The sequence below is a fragment of the Bilifractor sp. LCP19S3_H10 genome (assembly GCF_052119185.1).
Taxonomy (GTDB): domain Bacteria; phylum Bacillota; class Clostridia; order Lachnospirales; family Lachnospiraceae; genus Bilifractor.
In genome coordinates this window covers 39,708-64,795 of sequence record NZ_JBQKFT010000016.1, presented here as the reverse complement: position 1 = coordinate 64,795, position 25,088 = coordinate 39,708, and the positions used below count along the sequence as shown (strand labels likewise).

The following is a 25,088-nucleotide window of genomic DNA, read 5'->3' as shown; positions in this document are numbered from 1 at the left end:
CCAGCGTGCCGCTTACTTGTGCAGTTAATTCAGGATCAGCAGCTCCATACGTCTTGCCCGTGTTCTCAGCCGTGACTGTTACTGCCTTCGGGGTTACCTTCAGCGTTACGGTTGTCTCTGCCGTTTCATAGTTTGCATTCTCGGCCTTGACATTAACTTTCTGCTCACCGACATCCTTGATACTTGGAGCTTCTGTCGTCCATTCCTCATTTCCTACCTGATAGGAAATCGTTGTGCCTTCCGTTATGCTTGCGTTTGCACTTGCTGCGTGAGACTCGCCATCGTATTCGCCTTCGTAACCGTTAGCGGTAAGTACCAATGAGTCAGACTTACTAATGGTAAAGGTTCCCGTCTCATACGTAACCGTATAGTTGCCCTGATTTTGTTCGCCGCTCGGCGTGATTGTATAGGTACCAACAGCTTCGCCTTCAGTGCGGCTTAGCGTATAGCGTACTGTATCGTTATCCAGCGTGCCGCTTACTTGTGCAGTTAATTCAGGATCCTTTTCGCCATAGGTCTTGCCCTTGCTGTCCGCTGTGACGGTTACTACCTTTGGCGTTATTTTCAAGGATCCGTTTTCGGTATTTACAGTGAATTGATAGGTGACATCAGCATCTCCATTCTTAACAACAATGGAATCGGTGTTCAGAATATTATTTGTATAAGTTCCCGCATTCGTTTCTTTTGGATTCTGTGTAGTAAAGCCGCTTACGGTATAAGTAACATTATCAATCGTAAACGTATTATTCTTTACGCCGGAAACAGTGTGTTCAGTTCCGTCATAAGTAAATTCCCCGGAATTTGCCGTTAATGTGATCTCTTTCTTCTGTTCCCAGACCGCATAGAGATTATTCGCAGAACTATTGTCGATACCGATCTTTGTTCCAACATCATACCGTTTTCCAGAAGCATCCTTCCAGTATGCGAAGTAGTACTTATCCGGAGCAGCAAAGCCTGCTTTTTCCAGCGCAATCGCTGTGTTATTCGCCTGGTTATCAATCTTTGTGGTCAATTCATCCAGTCCGGACCCTTTCGGGTAGTTGGAATGATACGTAATCGACGTTAATGCAGAAGTATCTCCATAGAAAGCGTTCAGTTCAAGATCGCCTGTGATCTTTACCTTGTCTCCCGGATAATACTTATCCGTACCGTGGCTCCAGTAAAGGAATGTCTTGCCCTCCGGAGGAGTAATTCCTGATGCCGGCTGAATATCAGCATACGCATTCTGGGAATACTGCTTGCTGTCAGTCGGAGCCGTTCCCGTACCTTCGCCAAGGATATATGTAACTGTGTATTTTCCCCCGTTGATATAGTACGGATAGAGTGTGATGTCACTGTATACCTGTGTATTGAAGTTATAAATGGTAAAGTCATCGCCCGACTTTGTTGCCCATCCTGCCCATGTATTTCCCTTAGGAACAGTAACAGTATGGGAACTGCTGCCTTCCTGAATGATATTGCCATCAGAATCCTTTACGGTCGGCATATCATTTTCATTGATCTTACTTCCGTAATTGATGGTGAGCTGTATCGGGTCGTCGGTGCCGTCCATCGTCGTATGAACGGTTCCAGTGTATGTCGGAGCAGCCCACTTTGCGTATAGAGTAATATTGTGGGCAGGCATTGTTCCTGTCAGCGTTACAGGATCACCTACACCAAGCTCATTATCAAACCATCCTGCAAATACATAACCAGAAGGTATTCCCGCAGGGCGCACAGGAGCTGCCGTTAAATCAACTTTGCTGACATCCGCTCCATACTTGAACGTTTCTGATGTTGTTGAGTCTCTGTTAACAAATTTTATAGAGTAACTATTTCTGCTGTATTCGAAAGACACTTTATAAACATTCCGATTTACTCTTTCGAAGCTACTTCCATCTTTTACATTATTTGTATAAGTAAAGCCCTCAATATCATAATGATCTTCTTTAGTTGTTGACCACTCGTTATTGTCGGATTTAAAGCTATCCGTGTGGTGCAAGTAATACTTCCCATCCAGACCTTCCACATAGTAATGCAGGTTCATCGTATAGGAACCCGTCTGGCTGACATAGTAGAATGCAGCACCGTTCAGGGGCATTGTGGAAATACCACTTTGATATGGCTGTGCTCCCTGTCCATTATTTCCCTCCTTGGTGCCCCAGATTTTAGAAGTAGAGGTTGGCCAGCGGTCGGAAATGTTTGCTCCGTATTTGGCGGAAATGCGCAGGCTCTCCATTTCGTTCCAAGAATAAGATCCTCCGAACCAGCCTCCTTGCCGTTCTCCTTTATAGAACTTAATCTCGTAGGTATTTCGAGAATAGTAGACATTCACGATCGTCGATCCGTCACCGGCAATCACTGCGTCCGCATTTGCAACGTTTGTCTTGTCAATATTCAGAGTAAAGCCATCATAATCTTTCTTAATTTCTTCCAGATCAATCTTACTTCCGGTTATGCCGGTCGCAGTACTGTTCTCATGATAGGAATAGTTATCGTCATTCGCATTTTCCCACCAATAAATGACAGTATATTTAGTGTCACGATTTGCTTTCCATACCGCATGGAGCGTAGTATCTTCTTCAATAGTGCTGCCGAATGCATATTCAGCAGAACCATCTTCAGAAACAGACCAATATTTAAAGGTATAGCCAGGTCTCGTCGGTGTTTCCGGTTCTACTGTATTTTTTCCTGCCGCAACGAATACAGGCTTCACATAGCTTGCTCCTTCGCCGCTGGAGAAATACAGATAATGGCCTTCTTCGACCTTCGGATAAAGCGTGACGTTATGATCAGCAAGCGTAACAGAATCGACCTTATTGACGTGATCAGATGCTGTGTACCATCCAGTGACTGAATGCGTGGAATCCAGCGGAATCGTTACATCCGACACTTCGATTACGGATCCGCTAGTTCCTTCCTTCGTGGTGCTTACTCTTCCCTGTCCATCCAGGAAGAACACATAGTAAGCCTGCTGGAATACCGGGTACAGCTTCACATCATTGGTTGTGCTGACAGATGCAGTGATTTGTGCGAAGTTCCCGGGATCTCCCGTCTTAAGCTCAGCTGCATCCTGCGTATAGGACCAGCCAAGGAATTTGCTGCCGGCCTTTTCCGGTGTAGTCGGCGCATAAACCGTTTCGCCGTTTTTGACTTTCTGAACATCGCCAATCTGATTTCCATCTGCATCATAGAAATAATAGGTTGCGATTGCAGGTTCTTGTGCTTCATCGCTTCCTGTGATGACATAAATGGAAAACTCGCCTGACTCAAATACGGCTCCTTCTGCGGTTGCGTTTTCAGTTACCTTCTGTACATTTCCGTCGTCCGATTGATGAACGACTGAGAAGTTGTCTCCGTCAAGGCTGCTTGCCGTGTCAACGGTCATGCTTACCTGTACGTTCTTTCCGTCCTTCGGTTCAATTTCATTTCCCGATGCATCCCGGAAGGAGATGTCAACGCCGATCGCGTCAACAACCTCCGCCTCAGCATCCGATGCTGCATTTGCGATTGCCTTGGCCGTCTGTGCCGATACCGCTGTGGTCACCATCGTCGTGCCTTCAGGGAAAATTCCCTCCGCTGCTGTAACGTTCACAGTGATGTTGTTGGCGTGACCTGTGAAGGTCTGCGCCGGCCAGGACACTTCGCTTTCTTCAGAATCCTGTTTCTGTTCTGTCTTCTGCTCTTCGTCCGCCGCGGGGGCTTCCGTGTTCACCGTACCCTGCGTTCCATCGGTGCTTACCTCTGTCTGCCCCTCACCTGCCTGAGACCCGGACGCTGTCTCTGCAAGATTCGCAGATTCCGGCACTGCCGGATCCGACTGCTCTGTTCCGGCATCGGTCTGCTCCGCTGCGGGAGCTTCCGCTTCCTCCGGAACCGCACCCATGTCCGCAGTTTGCGTATCCGCTGCGGTCATTGTCTCCTGGTTCTGCGTGACCGATACAATATCTGTCTCCATATCTGCCGCGCCGCCCGTCAGGGCGCTCTCCGCCTGCTGCGTCTCCTCTGTAAGGTTTACATCTGTAGAATCTGCCGATGTGTTCAACGGCGTCATCATGCCGGCGGACGCAATCATGCAAAGCACCAGCATGAGACTTAGAAATCTCCGTCTTCTCCTTTTCTTCATAGTTGCTCCCTCCATTTAGTTGTTTTATAAGCCTGCACGCTAAAACAGAAACCGATATCTGCCTTCTCTGCTTCGGGTCATTTTCCATTCACTTGTATTGTCGCAATATTATTCTCTGAAAAATAGTACAAAAAAGCGACTGTTTAGAGCCAAATCAGTGCTTGAACTTTCCCATATATTAATGGTAGAATTAAAAAATTTACAGTTCATCAAAAACGCAGCGTGGCCGCCAAAACCGACCTGCCTGTCACGAATTGCTGTCAGAAACCGGTTATCCTTTCAAAGCCGGCAGTGTATATAGACCAATGATTTACCTCAAGCTCCACCCTTTTACCTGTTACTGAAAATGCATAAAATCCTGCGCATTCTGGCTATGCATATCTGCTATACTCATGTGTCCGGCTTTTCAGATGCTGCTTTCTTCCATCTGACATCTGCCGATTTTGCTCATTACAAGTATAATGAGCATCTCCTAAAAAACCATCTTCATCCCCTCCAGTTTTCTAATATTTTATTAATTCATCTGATATATTTTGTCTATTTATTGCAAATACATATTTACACTGATATTATTATATTAAATCCGTTTTTCAAAAACAACAAAACGGAGTGAATGACCAAAAACTGGGTGTGAATTTCTATCAAATTTGTTTTCTTCCGCACGCTGTAAATTTATCACTTCAGAGTGATAAATTGCAAAGTCCATGTTTCTTTTACTGCTCATCGTATGGCATCACTGTGAAAAACGCCCTGAAGCAGGTTATTTTTTTATAATGGCAAGTGATTTTGCATGATTTTATTCAAAATTAGTTGAAGCCTCGCTATAATTTCGAATAACAGCAGGCGCATCCAATAACCTTTTCAGTTTTTCAGCCTGCATTGCCGCCAAAGTTGAATGACCGGTATATCGATATCATATTGTCAGGTTCTTAGTAATGGGGGAAATTGCTATGAAGAAACGATATACAGATGAAGCGTTGCGATTGACTATAGCCTTCATGGAAGAGTTTTACAAAAAGAATCCGGAACCGGTTTTCGCCGTATGTGATCCGGAGATGAGCTGGATCGGCGCACAGGAGGGTCAGATTATCCTCGGCTTTGAGAATTTTAAGGCAGAGATTGAACGTATCGTGAAAGAGATGATACCATGCGTACTGATGAACCAGACCTATTATCTGGCGCAGAATACCGGCCCTGTCTGCACGATCATCGGAAAATACGTGCTCGTGACGAATAAGGGATCCAGCTTTATCCGTCTGGCTGAACAGCGTCTTGTCGCGGTATGGAGACAGGACGGCGAAAGGCTCTGGCTCATGCACCTGTCCAACACCAATCCCATCAGCGAATGGAAGGTGACGGAAAGCGAGCATTTTCCTGTAAAGCTGAATTCTTATCTCATGAAATACGTGGACCGGGAGATACAAAGGAAGAAAGGAAGCGAGAGACTGGCCATTACAGCTTGTGATCGAACGATTCATTACATAGATCAGGATGAGATCGTGTATCTCAGCTCCGATAACAAATACACCGAGATATTCCTTGAATCCATTATGATCCGCACCCGCACCATGCTGAAAGAATTCACGGAAAAGCTTGGCGAACAGTTCCTGAAGATCAGCCGGATCAATATCGTGAACATGGCCATGGTCGCCCGCATTCAGGATCAGTCGGTGATTCTGATCGACGGGAGGGAGCTCCCGATACCGTTCAAAAAAGTGGCCGAGGTAAAAGAACGCATCAACCAGTACTTCCAGAATCAGTAAATCTGTTAAATTCTGTAGTCCTGGTCTTCAATACCCTCTAATCAAATCTTAATTATCTAATCATAGATAACTGTGAAAACCAGAAGAACCGGCGATGCCATGTGCACCTCTCAGCACATAAACATCGCCGGCTCTTTGCATATCATAACCGACAGCTTTGTTTACCCAAAGCCCTGTTTATCAAAAGCCCTGTTTATCAAAAGCCCTGTTCATCGGAATCCTTAATGATTGAGCCTCCCTCACCGGAGAATATCCACAACCTCACCGATATACATGTCGTGATCCGCCTGCCCCTCATAGTACTGATTCACGATATCCGCCGGGATATTTGCGGAATCCAGCGTCTGACGGAATAATTTCCGGCAGACCAGCGTCACTTCCGCCTCCTGGAACGTCACTGTCTCCCCTGCCTTCTCAGGAGTAAGCCCGGAGTCCTTCATCTTGTCCATTTCTCTTCCTGATTTCGATCCTAGAACACCCAGAATCTTTCTGCAGGACTCCGGATAGAAGCTGACCGTGAAGTATTCACCGTTGTCCATAAACTCATGGGTGTAACGGGACTGTCTGACATAGACCGTCGCCACCGGCTTTCCCCAGAGCGTTCCGAGACCGCCCCAGCTGACGGTCATGGTGTTGAACTTCTCCATCGATCCTGCCGTCAGCAGCGCCCACTTCTTGTCAAACTGTTCAAAAATATCCATTGTAAAACTCACCTTGTGATCCATAACTGTCTTCCTTTCTCTGTCTTCAATCTCTGTTTTCGTTCTCTGCTTTTGTTTATCGTTTTCTCTCTTCAACTCATTTCAGCCAGGAACAAACAACACATTATTTATTTTATGGCAAAATACATCGAAAGCCAGGGTTAATAGCTGTCAATTTATCAATTCCCTCCCTCCGTCCACAGAAGAATCCGGTCCTTCGGAAGATCCTCCGGAATCCGGACGCTCCCGCTGTCATGAACCGCCATAGAGCCTCCCTTCACTGTCTCCGGCAAAAACGAAATACACATCCGAAATAAATAGCCCGTTGCTACAGTAGAATTCAGCATCTCCGTGGTTCTGTGAGGCGATATTGGCAATGCTGGTCAGCCCGATACCCACCTCTGCTCTCTTGCTGGAGACAAAGAATCGCCCCCACTTTCTGGGTTTTTCGCCCACACTGTTTTCCATATGAATAACCAGGTTTCCCATATGAACCAAAGCAGAAAGCGCAATCGTCTTCCCGCCCTCAGAATTATCTCCCGTTATCCTCCCGACAGCCTCCGCGGCATTCTCCAGCAGGTTTCCGAAAATCACACACAGATTCTGCTCCATGCTGTGGGAGATGTCTTTGGGAAGCGCAATATTGATCTTCACCTTCGCACCGGCATTCTCTGCCATCTGCACATAATAGGTAATAACCGCATTGATGGCGATGTTCTCCGTGTATCGGATATCCTTGTGGCAGGGAATGGCACGGCCCAGTTCCTCCAGGTAGCTCTTCAATTCATCCAGCCTTCCCTCCTTGAGATACTCCTGAAGAACTGTCAGCTGATGGCGATAATCATGCCGCTGCCTCCGCAGTTCTCTCTCATGTTCCAGCAGGCTGTCCTGGTACTTTTTCTGCTCATCGACCTCTCTGTTCATCAGATACAGCTGATACTCCTGCTCCCTTTCCCGGCGGGAAACCTGAATGGACCTCCGGATCTGAACGCCGCCGATCATACACATAAAGATGCAGAAAATCAGGGACCCAATGAGGAAATAGCGGGATGTGGCATACGCAATGCAGTTCGCGTAGTACACCAGCTCCATGATGCATGACACACACATAATCAGCATAGGCATCATCCACAGCATCCCCGCCTTGTTTCTGCGCCACACTGCCTCATAGATAACCATTGCCGTATAGAAAAATACACTCACCGGAAGAAACACCTGGAAAAACCGCACACTCTGAAGGAACATCAGAGTACCTGTCATTTGCAAAACCAGGGCGGTCAGTATGGCAATCATGTGAATCACTCTCAAAATAAAACCGGGCTTTTTATGGCGGAATTTCACACTCTCCTCCACCAGATACTCCAGCGGCAGAAGCATACAGAAGAAGCTGAGGTAGTTGAGCAGATACCAGAGATTCGGAACATTCAAGAAGAAGTGCGACATGTCAGATCCGGAACATCCCCACAGCCCGGTCAGTGCCATGAACCCACCGAGCCAGAGTAGAATCATGCCGCTCCGGTCGAGCTGCACAACCATGAAGGAGACGATGGTCAGAAGGATTCCGAATAAAAGCATGACAAAGCTTCCCGCCATTTCGACGCCCATGCGCATCATCATATCCCGGAAAAGACCGGACTGGTTTGCCACGCGCAGAGCAGAGATCGAAAGCGAATTCCTCGACGCAGGGGATGTGTAGTGCAGAGTAACCCTCACATTGCCCAGCGTCTGCAGCGGAACGAAATGAACAATCGTTCCCGGATCCTTCATAAAGGATGGCCGATCCTCCCTCTCGCCGCAGGAAAAAACCTGCTTGCCGTTAATCTCCACGGTCATCGGAGCAAAGGCCGTCCGCACCTCCATGTAGCTGTCTGCCCGTTGATTCCGAAAAGTAAAACTGACCTCTACCTCCGTGCCGGGAGCAAGGTCAGACAGATTCGTCGGCAGCGTCATCTGTTGTGTGGAACCATTCACGGTAACTTCTGCTGTATCCAGCTTCTGAACAGCAATTCCGCCACCGCTTAAATCATCCACCTTGAGATACGGACTCAGCTGAACAAGAAGAAATAAGACACACAGGACACAGACTCCCATCCAGATGAAGCAGATCCATATCCTGTTTTTATTCAGAAATTCTACAATTTTATGCACGTTCCATTACTCCTGCCCGGTCCGGGCGATTCCATACAGATAATCTGACTGCTACCATTTTAGCATATCGCCCGACGATTGCAAACGAGGAGGAAAAGCCGGGCACACCGGCACATTTCTCAGCACTTGCACATTTCCCGACAGAATAATATACTACAAAGAAACTGCCTGCGCGCCAGGAGCCGGAAGCATTTTCCCCCGGTTCCGGAGAGGATTGCCAATGATTCAGTTAACCGATTACCTGTACTCCGGAGATACCGTTCTTCATATCATCCGCAGTTACTCAAGAGATCTCATGGAGAGCGCTTCAAAAACCCATAATCTTTTGGACCGCTCGCACGCGAATTTTCTGCTGCAGATGGAGGAGCTGCTGGAGCACAACAACTTCCTCACCTCACAGTCGCAGAGAATCCGCGAATTCTACCAATATATGGCGGAGCACTACGGCAATTATTCCTTTACATTCCGCGGACGGATCAAATCGCTCATCCGCACCGAGGAAAAATTCAACGGCTACATCGTGAGCCACATCTACAATTATCATTCCGAACACGGAACATATCCGCCCGTTTCCGAGCTTCGCGATGAAATCAATCGATTCAAAGACCTGATTGCCTATCGCATCGTCCTCTCTCTTCCCGCCTGCCACCTGAAGCCCGGCACGGACCGGACGTCTCTCGAGGAAAAAACGCTGTATGAAATTGCGAATCTTCTGCCGGATTTTCTCGAGGAGAGGGGCTTTACCGCACAGCTTTCCCACACAGACCAGCCGGTTTCCTCACCTCTTCTGAATGAAAACGTACGTCCATACTACAAGGACTACATTGCCAATCCCAAGGAGGGCGGCTACCGCTCTCTTCATCTGACCCTCTTTGACAACCTGGCGCGAAGCTATACAGAAATTCAGCTCCGCACGAAGGACATGGACGATCTTGCCGAAATCGGGCAGGCAAATCACGGTCTTTATGAAAAAAGGCAGGAACAGGAACGCAGCCGCCGGAGAGAAATCCCCGTGGGCGAATGCCCCTGCTTTGACGAGGCATATGAACGTATCCTGAACCTGCAAAATCTCGATCTTTCAAAAATCAATGTAAATATGTTCGCCGCGATTGACAACTATCGCATCAATGACGGGTGCGGTCTGTATCACGGGCGGCTGATCCTGCCCTACGAGCATCTCTCCCGGTTCCAGAACGATGAAATCGGCTGACGCCGGGCGTCTCACAACCTCCATCTTCTGCAATCCGGCAGAAGCCGGGCATCCCGCGGCTCCCAGAATCTGCAATTCGGACGATGCCGAGCCGCACTCACAACCTCCATCTTCTGTCCTTACCGGTTTGTTCGTAGTAATGGCGCTTCACATCGCCCATCTCACGCTCTGCCGTTGTGGTAAGTTTGTTCATGTCGATCTCTTCTTTTCGCATGCTCGAGACTCCGACAGATACCGAGAATCCTTCTCTTTCCACCCGGGCATTCATCTCCGCGACCTTTTTCCGGACCTCCGCCGGATCTTCTTCATCTATAACAAAGGCAACAAATTCATCGCCGCCGATCCGGTACGTATCATCCGTACCAAACTGCTCCCGCAATGCCCCGGCGACACTCTTCAGCATCCGGTCACCGGCCTCGTATCCCAGCTCAACATCCACCTCATGCAGACCGTTCACATCCACGAACACACAGGACAGATTATTCTCACAGCGGTCCGCATAGGATTTCAGCCTCCTCTCATACAGATTCCGGTTGTTCAGGCCCGTCATCAGATCCGTTTCACTGAGATACTTCCACTTCTTCTCATAATACAGCCTCTGAATCTTGATTTTTGACACATAGGTGCTGATCACGATGCTCAGCGCGGCAAAGAAACAGGCATGAATGATATCCTTTGCCAAGATACTTCTTGAATCGTGAAATACCGCAAAGACGATGAATACCGCCGTACATCCCACAATATAAGAACCGATCCGAACAGGATAATCCGTGAAAAAAAGCGGCAGCACCAGAATGAACGCGATATATTTCACCGCCATCATATCCGGATTCATCAATGTGCTGAGTACTATGCTGTATCCCATCAGGATGCTGATGAAGCCGTACATCTTCAGCGTCGTATTCCTCCCGGCCTTGTTCCCGGCAAAACGGACACCAAAGAAAACCAGAAAGATACAGATCATCAGCGAAAAATAAATCCAGAAATAGAACATACGGCTTCGGTAGACGAAGTATACCGCAACAATCGCCGGCACGGAGAGTACACTCAGAACACCGGACAGAAACACCAGATTCTCGTAATTTTCCTTCTGAATACGTTTTACAAGCGCCTCATGTTCCTCTTCTAAAAAATCGACTCCGAAAAAAGAGTTTGCCTTTGTAAAAAAATTCATACCCGCTTTCAACTGCTCCCTGTGTCAGATTATAGATAAATTGTGCTACCGCTTCACACCTTGTGTGAACGGATGTGGCTCACTGCTCGCGTATATTTCCTTCACTGTATTATGCTGTTTTCATTCCGTGCTGTCAACGCCGTACTTCTACCACAGGATTGCTGTGTTTTTATTAGCCGGGATTCTCCCACAGGATTGACACGCCGGGATTCTACCACAGGATTGCTGTTTCTTTCTCCATCCTCGTCAAAAGATGGTATACTGACTGTATTCGTAAATATCAGTACCCTCCCTCTTCACGCCTCGCCGCCACGCTGTAAGGTTCCGGTACTGTTTTCCCGTATATTCTTCTTCCATATATTCTTGAGAAAGGAACCATTTGTGTCGTGAAAAACATTCTGCTTCTTTCAGATGGCTGGCGCCGTTTCATCATATCCGCCTGGAGCACCGGAATCATGCAGTACATGAAGGAGCACGGCGGATTCTCACTTTCCGAATTTCACAGCTGGGGCAACTGGAGCCATGACCCGGAGTTCAACAAGGGCGAGTATTCCATCTTCACCCTTCCGGATTTTTCCTCCTATGACGGCATTATCGCTGATCTCACCTGCATACAGGATACGATTGTGCGCTCCCGCATCGCACAGATGATTGTGAACAGCGGTGTCCCCGCCATTACACTCTGCAACCAGGAGAAAGGGATGACCTGCGTTCGCAGCGACAACTATAACGCCGTCCGACAGCTCTTCAACCATCTGTGGACTGTACATGGCTGCCGCAGCTTCTTTTTTGCCGGAAGCAGCGGTGAAATGTCAGAGTCCGCAGAGCGCAAAGCGGCATTTATCGACTGCTGCTCCCAACACAATATTCCACTCACAAAGGATATGTTCCTGGAAAATGATTTCAGCGTCACCACCGGAATTCAGACAGCGCGGCTGTTCTTCCGATCTGGCAGCACAGGGTCCACCGACGCAGGAACCAATGCAGGCAAAGATGAACCGATCCGCCCAATCCCGGATGCCTTCATCTGCGCCAATGACAACATCGCCATTGGAATTCTCATAGAAATGAAAAAACACGGCTGGCTCTGCCCGCGGGACTTCAAGGTTACGGGCTTCGACAACCTCGACAAGGCCATGTACTATCAGCCCCAGGTCACAACCGTTACCCTTGACCGGGAGCGGATCGCCTATCATGCAATGGAGATTCTCGACCGCATGATAAACGGTCAAAAGGTGCCTGAAAATGTCCACACCCCTGCCCGCATTATCTATGCAGAAAGCTGCGGCTGTCAGACCTCCTCCGAGATCAACTACCGGGCGTACCTGGCCTGGCAGGTCGAGGACAGCATATATGTCGATGACCGGAATGAACGTTTTTCCTCGATGGTCTCCTCGCTGAATCCTTCCCTGTCTCTCCCGGAACTGATGCAGCGCATCGCGGACTCTTATGCCTCAATGGACCTCGACGGTGCCTACATCGTTCTCGATGATCGGATCGGAAGCGGGGAATTAGAGGAAGGCTGTTTTACCATGGAACACCTGAATCTCATCGAAGCCAGAGAAAATGTCCCGGAAGCGCAAAAGGAGCCGGGACGGTTGCGGTCGGACTGTGCGGACAAAGAACGTATCCTGGAAGTGCAGAACGAACCGGGCATGCGGCCCATCCGGTTCAAAAATATAGATGCTCTGAACAAGCACCTTGACGCGATCCGGGAGGGATCCTATACCCTTGTACTGCCGCTTCATATCCGAAGCCTCTGCGCAGGTTTCGTCATTCTCCGCAATCCTCGTTTTATCATAAAAGAATGGCGTTTTTATGAATTTCAGGATATCGTGCTCCACGCACTCACCGAATGGGATACAAACCGAAAGCTGGTGAACTCCCTCTCCACTCTTCGCGAGATTTATTACCGTGATCTGCTGACCGGTCTGTACTCCAAGAACGCCTTTGAACCGCGCTTTCTTCCATGGCTCTCAGGCGAGCTTGACAAAGGCAGGTTCATTGCAATATTCTTCCTGGATATTGACGGCTTCAAAGAAATCAACGACACCAGAGGGCACGCCTACGGTGATCACATTCTTCAGGTGACCGCATCCGCTATTCTGCGCGCCGTCCCGCCGGACAATTTCACCTACCGATACGGCGGCGACGAATTTGTTGCGGTCATCTCCTGTCAGGACGAGGAAACCATCGCACAAAGCCGCAGCCGTATTCTTGAGCTCCTGGCGCAAGATCAGATTTCTGCCAGCATCGGCACCAGTTACCCGGTCCTGGACTGCCCGCCAGACCAGCTTTATTCACGCATCGAAGAATATATTCACGATGCCGACGAGGACATGTACCGCTGCAAAAAGATTCATCACGCGGCACGATAAATGCCCCCTGATCGATCATCCCGGATGCTGTGGAGACGGAATTCATCCCTCAGATCAATACGTCCCACAGCATCTTTGTAAAGTATTCCTGTTCGAGAATAAGATTCAGATTCTAACTTTTTGCAGCCAAAGCACAGCCGAAAGCTAATAGTCTTCTCTCAGTCTCTTTTCAATATCAGAGGCACTGTATAATACTCTGGCTACCGTGACAGCCTCTTTCTTGAACACATAAAATACTGAGTAATTATCTACTAACATTCGCCTAAGGCCTTGCGAGTGCTCCGGTTCAAAGTCTACCAGCCTGAATTTCTCTGGAAAGCAGCCAAGTCCAAGTACACAATCCGCTATTCTGTCATACTGCCCCATAGCATTTTCCGGTGATTGCAAATTAAACGCGATATACTCATATATCCCATCCATATCACGCAATGCTTTCTCAGTAATTTTTACCGGATATTCTCTCATCTATGACTCTCTCTAAAAGCTGTAAATGCTGCCTTTGCATCCTGTACTCGTCCAGCTTCAATATCCTCAAAGCCTTCCTGCAATTTTGTATGAATCTCTGCAGTCGTCATTAAATCCGCATTAAGATCATCTGGTGCCTGAGGTAATGCAACTCTAAAAGGGATTCCACCGGTGAGCGTAATCTGCCTTAAATACATATCAATAGCTGTAGACATAGGAATTCCAAGACGTGAAAGCACATCTTCAGCTGACTTTTTCGTTGCAGGATTAACTCGTAAATTGAGTGTTGCCGTTTTCTCCATATTATCCACTCCTTTTATTTATTGTAACGCTATATGCGTTACAATTCAAGCTATTGTTATGCCCGTTTCCAATGATAATACATTATTCCAGCTCAATGACCGCCCGCAAGCCCGAGCTCTTCCGCATGATCCTTCATACCGCGAATGCAAATCTCCGCCACTTCCCGGACATCCATCCCAAGCATCTCACAGCCGCAAATGATCAGAGCGCGGTCGCATTTGGCCGCAAAACTCTTACTCTTAAACTTCTTCATGAAACCTTTAATATCCATGTCGGTGATTCCGTTTGGCCGCATCCGTGCCGCTGCCTGAATAATGCCACTGAGCTCATCCACGGTAAAAAGGCTTTTCTCCATGTCGGTCTCCGGCTTCACATCCGTGCAGATGCTGTACCCGTGGCTCATGATTGCTCTCACATCCTCTTCCGGAACCCCCTCGCCGAGAAGCTCCTTTTCCGTATGCTGCAGATGCTCTTCCGGAAATTTCTCATAATCATAGTCATGGAGATACCCGACCGCCTCCCAGTGCTCCCTGTCCGCCCCGAAATGCTCTGCCATCGCACCCATACACGCCGCCACGTTCGCCGCATGCAGCTTCAGATGTTCCTCCGAAACCATCGTATCATTGATCCGCTTTGCCTCATCAATTGTCAGTTTTTCCATGTCTGCTGCTCCTTTAATGTCAAATGTACCACCATTATGCGTTTTTCAATTTTTATGTCAACGTCATCTTTTTACCTCTGAGGTTCTTTCATCAAGCTCTCTGCTGCCAATATCTTTTCATTTCCCGATCCACAACCCCTCTGCCGGCGATATCTTTTCATCTCCCGATCCATAAGCCCTCTGCCGGAAGTATCCTTTCATTTCTCGATTCTGGATGATGCCGCGGCATAAAACGCCGGATACGTTTCCTTCAAATACCGCGCATTTCCGACCCAGTTCATCAGCATCAGACGAAGAACCTCTTCAAAATCCTGATTAAAGTGGTAGATATCCTCCTTTGACAGATCATCCCAGGTTCCACGAAGTCGGAATTCATCCATCAGGTGAAACACGCCCCAAAGCATTTCCGTGAAGCATTCATGTTCGATGATCAGCGGGTTGGATGCGATCACCAGAATATTGGTCTGGTTCGCCGTTATGATCTGCCGCGCCTTTGTATACCCGGCCACGTCAATGTGAACCGCCAGCTTTGCTTCCTGTATCCTTTTCCGAATCTCCCCTTCCGTTCCGGGCAGATCTGCTCCCGACCTCACGACCTCGTGGATGAAGGCATCCGCGTTCGTCATCCCGAGAATCTCGTGCATCAGGTAAGCTCCCATACCTGTGAAAAACGAGCTTGTCAGCATTCTCGTTTTTTCCAGGCGGTCTTTTTTCTCCCGATCATTTATGATCTCCCCGACAGCCAGGGTCGCGATCGCAATCGTGACCGGCATAAACGCCAGATCCTGAAGAATGTAGAACGCTGTCGTTCTCTCCTCGTGGAAAATTGCAATCTGCAGCAGGTAAATCGCCGCCGACACCGCAATCAAGATCATTACCACTTTCCGGGTTGTCTCTCTATCCATACACACCTCCGCCGTTAAATTGTTTACGGGTTGTAGTTCTGCCCATTCAGTATCCGCAGCGCCAGCAGATACGCCATCACGTGTATACTCTGCTGGAATTTACCCGCGCGGATCAGCTTCTCAATCTGCTCTTCTGTCAGGAGCTCAGGCTCCAGATCCTCTGTTTCATCCAGACTCTGCTCCGAGTTCTTTCGGCAGTTTCGCGCAAGAAAGAGATAGGCGTAATTATCTGAAAGCGTTGCATCGGATGGGATAACCGAGAGAGGGGTCCAGTCTTCAGAGATAAATCCGGTTTCCTCCCGCAGTTCTCTTACTGCGCATTGCAGAGCGCTTTCACGAACATCCGCTGCTCCTGCTGACACCGAAGAAGCCGGCTCGATACCTCCCGCCGGGAACTCCGTCGTCACCTCACCGATTCCGTGCCTGAACTGGCGCACACACAGAAATCTTCCGTCTTCCGTTACCGGAACGATCACCGAATAATCTCTCCTGCTGTACTGATAAAACGGCTCAAATTCCCTGCCGTCCGGGTAACGGTATTTTACCTTCCGGAAATCAATCCACTCATCCTGCACAATATGTTCCACGGAAACCGGAGTCCAGATCAGGTCTTCATCTTTTTTCATATATTAAATCCTTTCGTGTGTTGCTGGCAGATATCCTCTGCCGTCTCATCCCGATGATACGTGAGTAAAATCATTACCCGGCAGATTGCACCGCTTTGTGATAAACTCCGGGTCTCATCCCGATTATACGTGAGTAAAATCATTACAGCAAGCAGCCCGCCGTGGTTTGTGCCCTCCTTTTCCGCAGGTTCCTCCAGAAAAACCATGCAGTCCATGGGTCAATCCAGGATAATTAATAATGGGATTGATGGTTATGAAAGGGGAAATGTCACAGACGGAAGGTCTTCACTGAAAAAGCCGAGAGAAAACATCGCAGACCTGTGGCAGGAAGAACAAAAGCATATTCCGGGTTTCCCTTTTAAACCTACGCAAAGGATCCTCCCATGCCCGACCGGCCGATATACGGACGCGCATGGAAGGATCCCCGCAAATAAATACAAAATATATGTTCAGGGTTTAGTCGAGATGATAGATTTCCTCCATATCTGACCAGAATTCCCCTTCTTTTCTGTCATCCAGCGGCTGCATCAAGGGCTTCACATGATCCCACCAGTCCTGTGTTGCCGGGTCTGCTGCCATCATTGCCATATCCCGGTCGTAATCGTCTCCGTCATACTCGAAGTAAGTAAAGAGATAATCTCCTCTCGAGTAAATCGAATAGTTCTTCAGGTGACATTTCCGGATCATCTCGTTGACACCGGGAAACGGATTCGCGTGATATTTTTTATATTGTTCCAGATCACCCGGCTTTATCCGAATCATCTGTCCGAATCTCTTATTCATCAGTATCTCCACCTCCTGACAGAGTCAAGCTCTCACAATCTGTTAGTCGTAAATTTTGGTTGCTTCATCAAACAGAGCCTTTACATTCCTCGGCGGAACATCCGGCTGCAGACCCTCATGGCTCGGTGAAATAATCAGTCCGGTGGGGAACAATTCCCGCAGCTCCCGGACCTTTGCACGAACCTGCTCAGGGGTTCCGTTCGGAAGCAGATCCTGTGTATCCACGCCTCCGCAGAAGGATACCTTACCCTCGAATTTTTCCTTCAGGTTCTTCGCGTCCATGCCTGCGGCAAGTGCCTGAATCGGGTGGATGGCATCTACACCTGCCTCGATCAGCATGGGGATCGCATCCACAATGGATCCGCATGAATGATATATGATTTTTACACCGTAAGAATGCGCCTGATCAATCAGCTTTTTCGCTCCGGGAAGAATGAACTCCCGGATAACCTGCGGGCTGACCATAAGGCCCCTCTGGCTTCCGATATCGTCTCCGATCAGCATCGCATGAACCTTTCCCTTTGTCGCCTCGAGGAATATCTTCTGTGCCTTTAAATAAAAGTCCACGATATGGTCATCTACATAATGTACCATCTCTGGATCCTCTATCATATTCATCAGGGCAGTCTGCATTCCGAACGCCGCGCATGTGTCCTGGAAGTGACAGGCCCACATCAGAGCAAAAACCGTCTTGTCCGCCGGTGCCTCTTCTACTCTTCTTTTGCATTCTTCAACGCTGATATATTTCTCCGGATCCGGCCAGGGGAAATTGACTGCCTTCACATCGTCCAGATCCTCACAATGTGCGAAGCACCCGTCAGCCGTAAGTGTCCTGTGCTCCGTGTCCACATTACTTCCGTTCATGTACCAGTCGAACGCCGCAAAGATGGCCGAACAGTGCGGCGACTCGTATGGGATATCAACTGCGTAGAAATCATCTCCGCATACCTTTTTCAACTCATTGACATTGTCCACTCCATAAAACTTGCAAAGTGCCGGCACAGCGGCAAGTGTCGGATCTCCCAGCCAGCAGGCGGGACGATCTACCGGTCTGCGTTCAATGGTTGCGTAAAATCTTTCAATGCTATTCATTCTCTGGACCTCTCTTATCTCTTACACAAAATATAATTCGTAGATTTCACTTCGTACGTTCCACTTCATGTGTTTCAATTCACACGTTTCATAACTTCGTATGTTTTCACACGTTTCATAACTTCGTATGTTTCACAATGTGATAACAACTTCAAATATCAACTTCAAATATCAACTTCAAATATCAACTTCAAATACAGCACAACGCTCAGAATATTAATGTCTGCAGGATTACCCGGCTGTGCAGCACGTTGAATTTTACAGCATTTATGTTTATTGTGTGCTCACCTGTTTTTTCTTCTTATCATCACGAATCCGGAAAATTCCTCCAGACAGCTTTGTACTCATGATCAGTACAATCAGGAGCAGTGCTCCCCAGATCAGGCTTGCGTAATATGTATTAAGATTTGCAAACATATTTACACCGGAAGCAATGATCTGAATGATAACAATTGCCAGAAGGAGATCGGAGATCTTTCCCATTCCTCCGTCCGGCAGAATGCCGGCAAGGACAAGAATCAGGATCACCCGCATCACATAGGACGAGCCATAATCCGCCTTGGCGGATGCCATCGTCGATACCATGATCAGGCTGCCGACACCGGAAATCAGCGCCGTGAGCACAAATGTCAGAATAACCACACGGTCGGTGTTGATTCCGGAATACCGCACCGCTTTAACATTCGTTCCTATCATGTAAATCATCTCTCCGTACACCGTGTAGCGAATGATCAATGCACAGCCAATAAACGCGACGATAAAGATAAACAGCGGAAACGGAAGAAAACCAAACAATTGTGAGTGCCCGATTTCTGTATACATAGCAGGAAGGCCGGTAACGGTATTTCCCTGTGTGAGGGCCGTGGATAAGCCCTGCCATACCAGCTGCATGGCTATCGTGGCCATAACCGGAGGAATTCCCAGTTTTGTGACAAGTATTCCATTAATACAGCCGCCAATCAGGCAAATCAGAAGCGTGATCAGAATTCCTGCCAGAATAACAGCACGTACATGCCCTTCGGACGCTCCCTCCGGTGCGTTTGCCGCCATAAACCGCACGGCAAATATCGTTGCAAAATTTCCCAATGCCACAAATGACATATCAATATTGCCGGTTAAAAAGCAAAACATTACGCCGAGTGTCATCAGACCGTACTCGGGAAACTGCATCGCCATTCCGTACCAGGCATCGCCAGTCCACAGAAGACTTCCCCTGGTAATGGAGAAAAACACCAAAACTGCAGCCAACATAACGAGAAGCATGACCGTATATTGGTTTTTATTTGCGAAACTCTTGAATTTCATCTGTCCCAGCCTCCTTATCTGCGCTGTCTCTTTGCCTGTACGGCTGAGATCGTAATGCCGATCAATATCACCAGTCCATTGAAGAAATTCTGCCAATAAGAGTCGATTCCTACCAGGAGCATGCTGTTGGACACAACCGTGATCAGCCCGATCGCGCAGATTGTTCCAAACACAGTGCCTTCTCCTCCGAAGATACTCGCTCCTCCCAGGATAACCGCTGGAATAATTGCCATTTCCTTACCGACCATGGCCTTCGGGATGGACTGTCTTGCAAGACAAACCCGTACCATTCCGATGAATCCCGCGAGTGCGCCGACTACAACGTACAGGATAAATTTTGTGCGCTTCACATTATATCCTGCCCGTTCCGCGGATACTTCATTGCCTCCAATTGCGTAAAGCGCACGGCCGAACATTGTTTTCCGAAGTATGAACGAGGTTACGGCGATCATGATGATCAGAAAAACAATTGAAGTTGTCAGCGTCGACCGCTGTCCCTGTGAATTGTAAACCTCGAAGAAATAACTCTCGCCAAGCGCCCGGAACGATGCGGGAAGAGTCGAGGTTATTTCCTTCATCTGAAATAATCCCATGGTCAGACCAGTGAAAAATGTCTGTGTACCCAACGTAACGATCATCGTATTGAGTTTAAAATTCGCGATAATCCAGCCGTTAAAGGCTCCAAGTATTGCTCCAAAGAGTATTGCAAGCAGAAATCCCGCAAGCGGATTTGTCTCACACCACCCCTGATTAACACAGATCGTCGTTGCCGCCGAATATGCAAATGCGGAAATTGCCGGAAATGACAGATCAAATCCGCCGGAAATCATAACGATCAGACAGATCAGCGCGAACATACCATCCACTACCATGCCCCGGAGAATCGTGACGAGCGTCGTCGGTTCCAGCAGCTGCCCGTGAGAGATGATCTGAACCCCCACCACCAAGGCGATGAGAACAATAAAAATATAAAATTCCGTCCGTTTCGTCAGACGTTTCCAAGCTGTTTTGTTCATTGCAGATACCCCCTCAGTGAATGATTTCCGTGATCCTCTGATCCGTGATTTCTTCTGATTTCATCTCTCCGACAATCGAGCCTTCTTTCATGACAATGACCCGACTGCAGTTCGTCACGACCTCAGATATATCATCCGATATAATAATGACCGCCAGCCCCTTATGCGCCAGACCGTGCACAAGATGGTGAATATCCTGCTTTGCGCCGATGTCAACACCTACAGTCGGCCCGTTCAGAATCAGAATATCCAGATTATTGTTCATCCACTTTGAGAGAACAATCTTCTGCTGATTGCCTCCGGACAATGTCTGTGCATATTTGTGAGGATCATCCGTTGCGATCGAAAATGTCTTCACCCACTTGCAGGCCTCCGAAAAAAGCTTACGATGGTTCAGAATTCCTCTTCTGGAAACCTTGTCAAGAGATGCAAGCATGATATTATCCGCGATCGGCTGCCGCATACACAGTCCTTCTGTCAGGCGATCCTCCGGAACATATCCAATCCGCAGCTCTTTTGCCTTTACCGGCGATTTGATACTGACCGGCTGTCCATTCAGAAGAATTTTCCCCGAATCCGGATGAATGAGGCCGAACAGACTCATGGCAAGCTCTGTGCGTCCCGAACCAAGCAGTCCAGTAATCCCCAGAATTTCTCCCTTTCTCAGCTGGAAACTGATATCGTGATAGTAGGGATCCGCGCTCAGATTTTCTACCTCGAGCACCGGTTTTTCCTGGATGTGCTCCGGCACAAACGGATCCGGCTGAATCCTTCTTCCGGTCATATAATAGGAAAAATCATCCGCAGTCAGCTCTGTGGTGGGCCCTTCAAAGACATTCTTTCCGTTACGCATGATACATACGTCATCCGAAATTTCAAAAATCTCTTCCACCTTATGACTGATAAACATAATGGCGATTCCCTCTTCCTTCAGTTTTCTCACAGTACGGAAAAGAGCATCTACCTCTCTCTTGGTGAGCGCTGTCGTCGGCTCATCCATGATGATCAGACGGGCATTGAAGAGAAGTGCCCGGCAGATAGCCACTAGCTGTTTATCCGCCACGCTCAGCTCTCCCATTTTTACATCCAGATCAATCTGGTATCCGATTCTGGCCAGTGCCTCCTCAGCGGTCTTCGTCCACCGTTTACGATCAACGATTTTCCTGCGGTCTGTTATCTCTGAATTGATCGCCAGATTCTCGCGAACCGTCAGATTCGGAAAAATGGAAAGATCCTGGTAGATAACCTGAATTCCGAGCCGGGTCGCCTCAGCCGGTGTGATTCTGTCCAGCTTCTGTCCCTGAAAAATGACCTCTCCCTCATCCCTCACGTATACACCGGATATAATTTTTACCAGGGTAGATTTCCCGCATCCGTTCTCCCCGGCAAGACACATTACCTTTCCCGGACGGATATGGAAATTCACATGATCCAGTGCCTGCACTCCGGCAAACGCTTTGCAGATACCGGACATCTCAAGTAAATATTCTGACATTGATTCAAGCTCCTTCTCTATTGATATCACAGGCTTCACTTCGTAGAACAGGAAGAGAATGCAGCGGGATTCTGCGCCCTTCGCGATGTTACCTCTCTGTCGCGATGTTCGCGTTAAGAAAGCCGGGTGTTATATCGCAGAGATCCGGCCATCCTGCCAAATGCAGAACCAGGCCGGATCTCCTTTTCGTAAACGAGATAAAACACGCTGTGCGAGTTTTATCTCGCTATCGCGACGCTCGCCGCACACGAATACTTCGCATTCGGCTGCGGCTCACTGTTCGCGTAAATCAGAATCCGAAATCGTCTACATTGTCGTTTGTGATCGCAATTGCGCCATCACCAACGATCACCTTATCATTCAGCTTAACCGCCTCATAGCCTTTTTCCTGCAGATCCATTCCGTCTTCAATCTTCTTTCCGTTGAACAAATCTACACCGGCATTCAGCATAACCTTAGCTGATATTGACGGATCCCAGAGCGCGACACTCTGAAGCGTACCATCTGCCAGATAGTCCTTTACCTCACTGGGCATTGCAACGGAAATCGCGAATACCTTGCCCTGCAGTCCAAGCTCCTGAATCGCACGCGCTGCACCAGGTGCATCAAAGGAACCGGTTCCCAGAATTCCCTTCAGATCCGGATATTTCTGCAGCAGCTGCTTGGTAAGCTCATAAGCTTTCTCTGCATCAGAATCATCCGCCACTCTCTTATCCGCTACAAGCTCCATGTCCGGATATGCTTCTTCCTGTCGCGCAACTGCTGCATCTGCCCAGTTATTCTGTGACTCCATCGTCATAGATCCGACCATGGTGATATACTGTCCCTTTTCACCCATGGATGATGCCAGCTGATCCATCAGGAAGCCGCCCATTCCGGCCTCATCAAAAGCTTCCACATCATAATCGATATTCTCCATTCCGGAAGCCTCTGTCGAGATCACGATAATTCCTTTGTCTCTGGCCTGCTTGCAGATCGCCTCACACGCGTCCGGATCATTGGGCGAGAAGCAGAGGATATCAACGCCCTGATTTACCAGATCCGTCATGATCTGAACCTGTGCCGCCGCGTCGATTTCCGTCGGGCCTTTGTAAATAACATCGTATCCCGTGTCCTTCGACCATTCTTCAACGCCCTTCTGCACGTAATCCCACCATGCCTGGCCCATGACCTTCGGCACAAATGCGATGGTCGGTGTGTCTCCGGTCTCGGCTTTCTTTACCTCCGCAGCAGCTTCTACCGCGGAAGTTGCGGATACCGATGTGCTCTCCGACGCTTCCTTCGTATCGGAGGATGCCTTTGCCGAACTGTCCGCGGTTTTCCCGGAGGAGCCGCAAGCTCCCATCGTCAGTGCCATTGCAGCAGATAGTAACGTAACCAGCAGCTTCTTTTTCATTTTCCATTTCCTCCTCATGAAATAAAAATTTAATAACAACGCTCCTGCAAATGTTATATCTACTGTAATCTTTTATAATATTATTAGGAATTCAATTTTTTCATGCATGTTGTCTTTTTTTTCAGATGTTGTTTTATAAATCCGAACAACAACGAGATAAAACACGCTGCGCGAGTTTTATCTCGCTATCGCGACGCTCGCCGCACACGAATACTTCGCATTCGGCTGCGGCTCACTGTTCGCGTAAAAAAACAGCCGGCGTTCTCCGCTGGCTGCCACGCACATTTGACTGACCTCCCTGCTGGCTGTCACATATATTCGATCGGTTTATGATAATCTGATACATTCTCCTCTGTCACAATGCTCACCGGATTCTGTATCCAGGGTCTTACATCCTCTCCCTCCGCCAGATGTACAGCACAATTAACTGCACTTTTTGCCTCAAATTCCGGATCCTGAACGACAAATCCCTTCAGACATCCTTTTCGCAGCAAATCTATTGTCTCCTGATCTGCCTCTCCGATTCCGATCACCTCAATAGTCTGCTCCTTTCCCGCCTCCTCAATGGCTGCTACAGCTCCTGCGGCCATGTTGTTATCCTGGCAGTATATCAGCCTCAGGTCAGGAATCCGCCTGATCAAACGTTCTGTCTCCTTCTCCGCTTCCTGACGGTTCCAGTCAGCGCTCCGAATATCAGCGATCTGAATATCCGGCCGGTCTCCCAGCTCATCAACAAATGCCTGTGTACGATAGATCTGCGGATCTGTCCCCGGAGTGCCCTCCAGAATCGCTACCTTTCCTCCGTCGGGAAGCAAATCCGTTGTCAGCTGTGCCGCAAGGCTGCCTTCCTCCTGAGAGCTTGCTCCAACATACGTGTCGATATAGACTGCAGAATAAGCATCTACCTTCATATTCAGGTTAACCACCGGTATTTCCCTGCTGCGTGCCTCTTTCAGGGAATCCAGCATTGACTTCGAATTTACAGGGCAGATAATCAGCACATCTACTTTATCATCGATAAGCTCGCGAATCTGCCGGTTCTGAAGCGATGCATCCCAGTCCGCATACTTCCAGATAAGCTGTATTCCTTTTTCCTCAGCCTGTTTCTGCATAATCTGATAGAGACGCACCTGATAGGCAGATTGATCAGACGCGATACTGACTCCGCAGACAGGGGGAGTCTCTCCTGTCTGAACATTCTGCACCTCGGAGGATTCCGCAGAGAGTCCCTTAGCAGATGCGGCATCCGATACAACCGGCGTACCGCATCCGCTGAACAGCACAATCACTGCAGCCAGGAGCAGCACAATCCACAGAACTTTAAAAATATCTGATTTTAAATTATCCGATGTCAAAATATCTGATTTAAATCTATCTGATTTCAGCTCTTCCTGCCCCATTGCTCTCCTTTTCTCTGTATCTTCATCATTCGCGTCTCCCTACGCATTACACAGAAGTGCTTTCCCTCATGTTAGTTGTTGATTGCTCCATATCTTCACGCGTTCGATGGCATGATACAGACGTATTTTCCCTCATGTGAATTGTTGATTGCTCCATATCTT

19 protein-coding genes are annotated in these 25,088 nt (G+C 48.3%); 3 read left to right on the top strand and 16 right to left on the bottom strand.

Annotation, left to right across the window (positions count from 1 at the left end; translation table 11 throughout):
- The coding region (locus ACTQZS_RS11925; RefSeq protein WP_441476005.1) for an InlB B-repeat-containing protein at positions 1-4,105 on the bottom strand (4,105 nt) is incomplete at its 3' end.
- 950 nt (positions 4,106-5,055) lie between these two features.
- On the opposite strand from ACTQZS_RS11925, the gene ACTQZS_RS11920 reads away from it, so the two are divergent.
- On the top strand, positions 5,056-5,868 hold the full coding sequence (locus ACTQZS_RS11920; RefSeq protein WP_441476004.1) for a LytR/AlgR family response regulator transcription factor: 813 nt from the start codon (positions 5,056-5,058) through the stop codon (positions 5,866-5,868).
- Positions 5,869-6,107: 239 nt separating this feature from the next.
- On the opposite strand, the gene ACTQZS_RS11915 is transcribed toward ACTQZS_RS11920, so the two are convergent.
- Both ACTQZS_RS11915 and ACTQZS_RS11910 read right to left on the bottom strand, forming a co-directional pair.
- Complete coding sequence (locus tag ACTQZS_RS11915) at positions 6,108-6,593, bottom strand: flavin reductase (protein WP_441476003.1); 486 nt, start codon at positions 6,591-6,593, stop codon at positions 6,108-6,110.
- 228 nt (positions 6,594-6,821) lie between these two features.
- Complete coding sequence (locus ACTQZS_RS11910; RefSeq protein ID WP_441476002.1) at positions 6,822-8,717, bottom strand: sensor histidine kinase; 1,896 nt, start codon at positions 8,715-8,717, stop codon at positions 6,822-6,824.
- A gap of 220 nt (positions 8,718-8,937) precedes the next feature.
- Between ACTQZS_RS11910 and ACTQZS_RS11905 the strand changes: the two genes are divergently transcribed.
- On the top strand, positions 8,938-9,927 hold the full coding sequence (locus ACTQZS_RS11905) for a guanosine polyphosphate pyrophosphohydrolase (RefSeq protein ID WP_441476001.1): 990 nt from the start codon (positions 8,938-8,940) through the stop codon (positions 9,925-9,927).
- Positions 9,928-10,024: 97 nt separating this feature from the next.
- Here the strand turns inward: ACTQZS_RS11905 and ACTQZS_RS11900 are convergent, their stop codons facing one another.
- Complete coding sequence (locus tag ACTQZS_RS11900) at positions 10,025-11,101, bottom strand: GGDEF domain-containing protein (RefSeq protein ID WP_441476000.1); 1,077 nt, start codon at positions 11,099-11,101, stop codon at positions 10,025-10,027.
- 386 nt (positions 11,102-11,487) lie between these two features.
- Between ACTQZS_RS11900 and ACTQZS_RS11895 the strand changes: the two genes are divergently transcribed.
- On the top strand, positions 11,488-13,479 hold the full coding sequence (locus tag ACTQZS_RS11895) for a GGDEF domain-containing protein (RefSeq protein ID WP_441475999.1): 1,992 nt from the start codon (positions 11,488-11,490) through the stop codon (positions 13,477-13,479).
- Positions 13,480-13,623: 144 nt separating this feature from the next.
- Here the strand turns inward: ACTQZS_RS11895 and ACTQZS_RS11890 are convergent, their stop codons facing one another.
- The 12 genes from ACTQZS_RS11890 to ACTQZS_RS11835 all read right to left on the bottom strand — a co-directional run bounded on the left by ACTQZS_RS11890 (position 13,624) and on the right by ACTQZS_RS11835 (position 24,926).
- Entirely contained in the window at positions 13,624-13,944 is a 321-nt protein-coding gene (locus tag ACTQZS_RS11890) for a type II toxin-antitoxin system RelE/ParE family toxin (RefSeq protein WP_441475998.1), read from the bottom strand.
- Entirely contained in the window at positions 13,941-14,246 is a 306-nt protein-coding gene (locus tag ACTQZS_RS11885) for a type II toxin-antitoxin system RelB/DinJ family antitoxin (RefSeq protein ID WP_441475997.1), read from the bottom strand. Before ACTQZS_RS11885 ends, ACTQZS_RS11890 begins: the two co-directional genes overlap by 4 nt.
- Before the next feature lie 92 nt (positions 14,247-14,338).
- A complete protein-coding gene (locus tag ACTQZS_RS11880) occupies positions 14,339-14,908 on the bottom strand; it encodes an HD domain-containing protein (protein WP_441475996.1) in 570 nt (189 codons plus the stop codon).
- Positions 14,909-15,105: 197 nt separating this feature from the next.
- Entirely contained in the window at positions 15,106-15,813 is a 708-nt protein-coding gene (locus ACTQZS_RS11875; RefSeq protein WP_441475995.1) for a hypothetical protein, read from the bottom strand.
- Positions 15,814-15,836: 23 nt separating this feature from the next.
- On the bottom strand, positions 15,837-16,439 hold the full coding sequence (locus ACTQZS_RS11870; RefSeq protein ID WP_441475994.1) for an NUDIX hydrolase: 603 nt from the start codon (positions 16,437-16,439) through the stop codon (positions 15,837-15,839).
- Positions 16,440-16,895: 456 nt separating this feature from the next.
- Positions 16,896-17,222, bottom strand: coding sequence for an L-rhamnose mutarotase (locus ACTQZS_RS11865; protein ID WP_441475993.1), 327 nt, complete (start codon positions 17,220-17,222; stop codon positions 16,896-16,898).
- A 42-nt stretch (positions 17,223-17,264) separates the two neighbouring features.
- Entirely contained in the window at positions 17,265-18,314 is a 1,050-nt protein-coding gene (locus tag ACTQZS_RS11860; RefSeq protein WP_441475992.1) for a uroporphyrinogen decarboxylase family protein, read from the bottom strand.
- Positions 18,315-18,587: 273 nt separating this feature from the next.
- Positions 18,588-19,619, bottom strand: coding sequence for an ABC transporter permease (locus ACTQZS_RS11855; RefSeq protein ID WP_441475991.1), 1,032 nt, complete (start codon positions 19,617-19,619; stop codon positions 18,588-18,590).
- A 14-nt stretch (positions 19,620-19,633) separates the two neighbouring features.
- Positions 19,634-20,635, bottom strand: a complete 1,002-nt coding sequence (locus ACTQZS_RS11850; RefSeq protein WP_441475990.1) for an ABC transporter permease — start codon at positions 20,633-20,635, stop codon at positions 19,634-19,636.
- A 13-nt stretch (positions 20,636-20,648) separates the two neighbouring features.
- Positions 20,649-22,130, bottom strand: a complete 1,482-nt coding sequence (locus ACTQZS_RS11845) for a sugar ABC transporter ATP-binding protein (RefSeq protein WP_441475989.1) — start codon at positions 22,128-22,130, stop codon at positions 20,649-20,651.
- Between the two features lie 289 nt (positions 22,131-22,419).
- Entirely contained in the window at positions 22,420-23,526 is a 1,107-nt protein-coding gene (locus ACTQZS_RS11840) for a substrate-binding domain-containing protein (protein WP_441475988.1), read from the bottom strand.
- Positions 23,527-23,834: 308 nt separating this feature from the next.
- Positions 23,835-24,926 carry a sugar ABC transporter substrate-binding protein gene (locus ACTQZS_RS11835; RefSeq protein ID WP_441475987.1) on the bottom strand — a complete coding sequence of 364 codons (1,092 nt, stop codon included), beginning with the start codon at positions 24,924-24,926 and terminating at the stop codon, positions 23,835-23,837.
- Positions 24,927-25,088: the final 162 nt, after the last annotated feature.

Coding starts and splice junctions, on each gene's coding strand:
- ACTQZS_RS11920 (WP_441476004.1), top strand. CDS start 5,056: ATGAAGAAACGATATACAGATGAAGCGTTGCGATTGACTATAGCCTTC.
- ACTQZS_RS11915 (WP_441476003.1), bottom strand. CDS start 6,593: ATGGATCACAAGGTGAGTTTTACAATGGATATTTTTGAACAGTTTGAC.
- ACTQZS_RS11905 (WP_441476001.1), top strand. CDS start 8,938: ATGATTCAGTTAACCGATTACCTGTACTCCGGAGATACCGTTCTTCAT.
- ACTQZS_RS11900 (WP_441476000.1), bottom strand. CDS start 11,101: ATGAATTTTTTTACAAAGGCAAACTCTTTTTTCGGAGTCGATTTTTTA.
- ACTQZS_RS11890 (WP_441475998.1), bottom strand. CDS start 13,944: ATGAGAGAATATCCGGTAAAAATTACTGAGAAAGCATTGCGTGATATG.
- ACTQZS_RS11885 (WP_441475997.1), bottom strand. CDS start 14,246: ATGGAGAAAACGGCAACACTCAATTTACGAGTTAATCCTGCAACGAAA.
- ACTQZS_RS11880 (WP_441475996.1), bottom strand. CDS start 14,908: ATGGAAAAACTGACAATTGATGAGGCAAAGCGGATCAATGATACGATG.
- ACTQZS_RS11875 (WP_441475995.1), bottom strand. CDS start 15,813: ATGGATAGAGAGACAACCCGGAAAGTGGTAATGATCTTGATTGCGGTG.
- ACTQZS_RS11870 (WP_441475994.1), bottom strand. CDS start 16,439: ATGAAAAAAGATGAAGACCTGATCTGGACTCCGGTTTCCGTGGAACAT.
- ACTQZS_RS11865 (WP_441475993.1), bottom strand. CDS start 17,222: ATGAATAAGAGATTCGGACAGATGATTCGGATAAAGCCGGGTGATCTG.
- ACTQZS_RS11860 (WP_441475992.1), bottom strand. CDS start 18,314: ATGAATAGCATTGAAAGATTTTACGCAACCATTGAACGCAGACCGGTA.
- ACTQZS_RS11855 (WP_441475991.1), bottom strand. CDS start 19,619: ATGAAATTCAAGAGTTTCGCAAATAAAAACCAATATACGGTCATGCTT.
- ACTQZS_RS11850 (WP_441475990.1), bottom strand. CDS start 20,635: ATGAACAAAACAGCTTGGAAACGTCTGACGAAACGGACGGAATTTTAT.
- ACTQZS_RS11845 (WP_441475989.1), bottom strand. CDS start 22,130: ATGTCAGAATATTTACTTGAGATGTCCGGTATCTGCAAAGCGTTTGCC.
- ACTQZS_RS11840 (WP_441475988.1), bottom strand. CDS start 23,526: ATGAAAAAGAAGCTGCTGGTTACGTTACTATCTGCTGCAATGGCACTG.
- ACTQZS_RS11835 (WP_441475987.1), bottom strand. CDS start 24,926: ATGGGGCAGGAAGAGCTGAAATCAGATAGATTTAAATCAGATATTTTG.